Source organism: Sphingobacterium bovistauri (genome assembly GCF_020295405.1).
In the GTDB taxonomy this organism is placed as follows: Bacteria; Bacteroidota; Bacteroidia; order Sphingobacteriales; family Sphingobacteriaceae; genus Sphingobacterium; species Sphingobacterium bovistauri.
On record NZ_JADEYP010000056.1, the window covers coordinates 1 to 3758 of the forward strand.

Genomic DNA, 3758 nt, shown 5'->3' on the forward strand with positions numbered 1-3758 from the left:
CTAATAATATATTTAATAAAACACTAATTTAGTTAACTAAACAACAGGATAATAATTGTGATTATATTAAATAAATTGATTGTAGTAAACTAAATTAAATTTTAATCAAACAATTTATTTTAATGAAAAATATTTGTAATATTATAAAATAAGATTTACTAATTGAGATAATTATATGAAAACATTAGAAAGCAGATTAGTAGAATACAATAAGCATTTTGGTTTCAAAGAAAATCCAGAAGAATTTAACTTTAATATTTGCCCTATACGAAGACTATATAAAAATGAGGCGCTTCGTACTGGTAATAGAGATCTGTATGCGAGATATCTAGCTGAGAATTATCCAATAGAAATGGGATTAGAATTATCGGATTTCGATAGAAAAGCTCAAAACATCGTGAAAATGAATAAAAACCAAGTTCAAGCGTATATGGCTGAAAAAGGATATAATCTTCTTAAAGGTGATTTACATTTTATTGAACAGGATGGTATCTTTCATGGGGTTATAGTAGATTATGAAAATTTGATTTGGGATACTGCAAGAAATTTTGAAGATCTTATAAATCCTGTTGTTCATGTGGGTGATACTTTTAATAATAAAGAATGGATATGGATTATAAAAAATTGATCAACTGATTATAAATTTGCAAAGTCGAGATGTAGCCTTACCCTTTTTTAAACAGTGAATAAATATAAAAATACGCTTTAAGAAACCAATTGAGCTCCTCCCATTTTCAAGACTATTCTAAAATAGAGAAATCCGGTATTTTTATTTGATTATCGATAAACGTTTTAGATGTTAAATCCCCTAAATAACTATGGGGTCTGAACGTGTTATATTCTATTCTCCAGTCTTGTATTTTTTTTTAGCATCTCCCAAAGATAAAAACCAATTGGTATTCAAGCACTCATCTCGAAAGCTACCATTAAATGATTCAATATACGCATTATCTGTTGGTTTGCCAGGTCTAGAGAAAATAAGTTCCACTTTTTGTTCGTAAGCCCATCTGTCTATTTCCTTTGATATAAATTCAGGTCCATTATCAACTTGAATTTTATTGGGCTTTGCGTTTTTGAAAAGCCTTAATTCTTCCAAGACCTCAACAACTTGGTGACCATTTATACCCTGACCAACATGAATTGCCATACATTTACGACTATATTTATAAACTATAGTTAAACAACGTATTTTCTTCCCATCAAACAATGAATCCGAGACAAGGTCCATGCTCCAGCAGTCATGTAAATTAGAAAATGTAGGTCTTTCATATCGATACGAAGCCGTTCTAGATCGTCTAGGACGCTTATTCCTAAGATTCAATCCCTCTTCTTTATAGATTCGAAATCCGTTTATGATTATCTGACCACCCCTCACGTCGTAAAAGTACGCAGACCCTCCAAAAACCATAATGAACTCGCGACTCAGCAATATCTCGAATTCGTAAACGTAGTGGCTTGTCTGCTCGCCTGCAACTGTTGTAGTACCACATGGATCTATTCAAGAGAGAAACTGAACATGCTCGACTTAGCGAAACTCGATAATTGGATATCAATTCACTAGCTATTTTTCTACGCTGTGAACTGCTCAATACTTTTTTTTCAATACATCCTGCAGCATTTGTTTGTCCAAACTAAGATCCGCAACCAACTTCTTCAGCTGAGCATTTTCTTCCTCTAACTGTCTTAGTTTACGAAGTTCAGCAACACCAAAACCTCCGTATTTCTTCTTCCAATTATAAAAGGTCGGCTCACTAATACCTATCTTTCGACAGATTTCTTCTACACGAGTTCCTGATTCGGATTGCTTGATCGCAAATGTAATCTGAGATTCTGTAAATTTCGATCTTTTCATCGTTTTCCTCCTAGTTTAAAGTTAGTTAATCAACAAGATTTCTCTAATTTTAAATCGTCCGATTTTTAGGGAGGAGGTCAATTTGATTTTTCGAAGATGATTGTCTTTTGGAACATTGATATAGTACAAACCTGAATAAGAACTGAACTGTATTTTTTGCTGGGGAGAAAGCATCCTGATGTATATTTAAGACTAGTTTAAGATACGAAAAAAGGAGCAGAAAACTGTTGTTTTCTACTCCTTTGTTTTGCCCAATCTAAAAAGGGACTTTTTCAGTGCCCTCCTATTAAGTTAGGCAATTTATTTATTCGTGTTTTGTCCAAACTAATCGGTCTAGATCATAACCATAATCACGAGCAATTTTAAGAAATTTTTCTTTCACTGATTCTGTCATTTTCTTTTCTCTTGACAATAACCAGATGTAGTCTTTATTTTCTCCAAATATTAATGCATTTTTATAATTAGGTTCCATTGCAACAATGTTATAACCTGCATAAAAAGGTCCAAAAAAGGATACTTTTAATGCACCTTGATTTGGTGAACCAACGAATTTAGCTTTACCTTCTGATTCTTTCCATTCGTTTTTCTTGGTATCAAAACCTTTATTTAACACCTTTATGCTGCCATCATCATTAATAGAGTATTCTGCTGTTACTTGATCCATATCTTTTTCATGCTTAAAATCGAATCTGGCTATTTCATACCATTTACCAGAATAAGACTTAACATCGAAATTTTCAAATACTGACAGTCCTGTCGGTACTTTTACTGATTTACATGAATTTATAAAAAATGGAAGAACTATAATTGAAGTTCCTATTACAACTTTTAAAATTTTGGAATTTTTCATATAATATTAATTTTAAGAAAATACAAATAATTTAATTAAATATTTTTTTAATGTTTTACAAATTAAACATTAATAATCATCTATATTGTTCAACATATTCTGAATTTTATATATATTAGTTTTTTTATAATCTAACAATTTATTTTTGATCTTCAAGATTTGACATTCACCAAATGCCATCTATACAATCTGATCACTGTTGTATAGAATTTTTCTAGAGACATTTCATTTACTAATAAATTTATGTAACATATAGTGTTTAAATTATTTTTTATACTAACAATTTTAAGATGATATTAATAAATTCATCAGTATTAAATTTTAAAAATTTTTCACACCCGCCTATTATAACAATATTATTGTAATAACCATATATAAATATTGGGACAATCTATTATCCAATAAACAATGCATCCATTCCGTAAATATCTCTATAACAATTAAATACTATAGAAACTCCAATAACCACTTAGGTTGATGAAAAAAAATGAAATAGTGTAATAATTGAAATTTCATTTACAAATACTTTTGAGACATGATCTTCATTAAATGTATCAAATGTTATTATAAAGTTTTTGAAAAATAATTAACCTTTGTGTGAATTTTTGCATAAATTTATATGATAAGTATAATTTGCGCATACGATAACATCATTACTATCAAAATGTTTTACAATCCCATTATCTTCAAGAGCTACTACCCAACATGAATTTTGGTGCATTCCGTAATCTATTATAAAGATGACATGACCTCTACCTAATGGAGTGTCAACTAGAATTGTTGGGTTTAATTGTAATATCATTAAAATACGATTTAGTATAAATAACCAATATTTTACAATAATGTTTTAATAATTGATTGTTTACTAGAGTAAAATTGAAAACACCTATAAAATTTCACCTTGATTACAAACAAAATACTTTAGATAAATCATAACTAACCAAAATATAGTAAAAAGTAAAAATTTTTCTTACCAAAATGTAATTTTAATTAATCATATTTCGCATCCTTTCCCAAATTAAAAATTTTATTTAATTACTATTGAAAATTAGGCTT

Annotated in this window: 2 protein-coding genes and 1 pseudogene; 1 reads left to right on the plus strand and 2 read right to left on the minus strand. The window is 29.1% G+C overall.

Annotated features, from left to right (window positions below):
• Positions 1-175: 175 nt before the first annotated feature.
• Entirely contained in the window at positions 176-628 is a 453-nt protein-coding gene (locus tag IPZ78_RS17050) for a hypothetical protein (protein WP_225555183.1), read from the plus strand.
• A 112-nt stretch (positions 629-740) separates the two neighbouring features.
• Here the strand turns inward: IPZ78_RS17050 and IPZ78_RS17055 are convergent.
• Both IPZ78_RS17055 and IPZ78_RS17060 read right to left on the minus strand, forming a co-directional pair.
• A pseudogene (locus IPZ78_RS17055) lies at positions 741-1852 on the minus strand (IS3 family transposase).
• A gap of 304 nt (positions 1853-2156) precedes the next feature.
• On the minus strand, positions 2157-2702 hold the full coding sequence (locus tag IPZ78_RS17060) for a lipocalin family protein (protein WP_225555184.1): 546 nt from the start codon (positions 2700-2702) through the stop codon (positions 2157-2159).
• Between the last annotated feature and the right edge of the window lie 1056 nt (positions 2703-3758).